We start from the raw sequence: 1,656 nt of genomic DNA on the forward strand, positions 1-1,656 counted from the left end.
CTGGTCATGGTTCGCTCTTCTCAAAATACTGACAGTATTTCTACTGAATATTTCTTTGTTGAGCATTTAATGCTTTTTGTTGCAGCATCAAACGCCCACATTTATCGACTGTAAATTTTTAAAGATCTCTTACTGCTTGCTGCGAATCGTTGTGTCCGTCAGCGAAGAGATGAGATTATGCTGCACGGCATAAGTTCCGTCAACCCCTGTTTTCGAATTACTGCAACCGCCAGCCACTTCGCCGCTGCTATACTGGTCCGACAGTCATTCATCAGGACGCGCGATGAACCAGAGTGAGGCTCCCGTTGTGCCGATGCCGACGATACTCATCGTCGATGATTCGCCGTCCTATCTGGCGGCACTGCTGGATCGACTGGAGCGGCACGGCTTCCTGATCGTGCTGGCACAAACTGCGGCCGAAGGCTTGATGCGCGCCGAGTTCGCTGATCCCGATCTGATCCTGCTCGACGTGGTGATGCCCGACATCGATGGCTTTGAAGCCTGCCGCCGCCTCAAGGCCGGCAAGAAGACCAAGGACATACCGGTGATCTTCATGACCGGCCTCACCGACCCAAAGCAAAAAGTCACCGGCTTCGATGCCGGCGGCGTCGACTACATCACCAAGCCGTTCCAGATTGAGGAAGTGCTAGCTCGCATCAACACCCACCTGGCACTGCGCCGCGCCAACCGTGAGCTGCAGGACATGATCGCCACCCTGGCGCAAGCACGCGAAGACCTGGTGCGCAATGAAAAGCTGGCCGGCCTGGGCGCCCTGGTGGCCGGCATCGCGCACGAACTGAATACGCCGATCGGCAATAGCCTGATGGCTTCCACCACCTTCGAGATGCAAACCGATGAAATCACGCAGCACCTGAAAGGCGAAGGCGGCATTACGCGCAAGGAGTTTGAGCATTACATCGAGAACGCGCGCATGTCGGTGGACATCCTCAGCCGCAACCTGCACCGCGCGGCCGACATCGTCACCAACTTCAAGCAAGTGGCGGTGGACCAGACCAGTTCGCAACGGCGCAGCTTCCTGCTGGACGAAGTCATCGCCGGCAATCTGCTGACGCTGCAGCCGACCATCAAGCGCACGCCGTTCGTCATCGAACAGCATGTGCCGGTGGATCTGATGATGGAGAGTTATCCCGGCCCGCTTGGCCAGGTGGTGACCAACCTGATTAACAACGCCATCCTGCATGGCTACGAAGGGCGTGGCGAAGGAATGATTGCGGTGAGGGCCAGCTTGTCTTCCCTGGGCTGGGTGACTTTGAGCGTGGAGGATCATGGCGTCGGCATCGCGCGCGAAAATCTGTCGCGCATTTTCGATCCGTTCTTTACCACCAAGCTGGGCGTCGGCGGTTCCGGGTTGGGGCTGAATATCGTGCACAACATCGTCACCGAAATTCTCGGTGGTCGTATCGATGTGGTGAGTGAGGTCGGCGGCGGCACGCGCTTTACATTGACCTTGCCGATGTGTGCGCCGCTGAAATGACAAAAGGCCCGCTCACTGAGCGGGCCTTTCGAGGATAACTAGCTTGACGATAACCTACTTTCACACTGGTTGCAGCACTATCATCGGCGCAGAGTCATTTCACGGTCCTGTTCGGGATGGGAAGGGGTGGGACTGACTTGCTATGGTCATCAAGCTTTAAC

At 56.7% G+C, this 1,656-nt stretch carries 1 protein-coding gene and 1 rRNA gene; one reads left to right on the top strand and one right to left on the bottom strand.

The annotated features are described in order from the left end of the window. Positions 1 to 283: 283 nt before the first annotated feature. Complete coding sequence (locus GJ699_RS33860; RefSeq protein WP_154383809.1) at positions 284 to 1,495, top strand: sensor histidine kinase; 1,212 nt, start codon at positions 284 to 286, stop codon at positions 1,493 to 1,495. A gap of 41 nt (positions 1,496 to 1,536) precedes the next feature. Here GJ699_RS33860 and rrf read toward each other — a convergent pair. After that, positions 1,537 to 1,649 (bottom strand): 5S ribosomal RNA (gene rrf / locus GJ699_RS33865). Positions 1,650 to 1,656 lie beyond the last annotated feature (7 nt).

Origin of the sequence: Duganella guangzhouensis, assembly GCF_009674535.1 — a bacterium.
In the GTDB taxonomy this organism is placed as follows: domain Bacteria; phylum Pseudomonadota; class Gammaproteobacteria; order Burkholderiales; family Burkholderiaceae_D; genus Rugamonas; species Rugamonas guangzhouensis.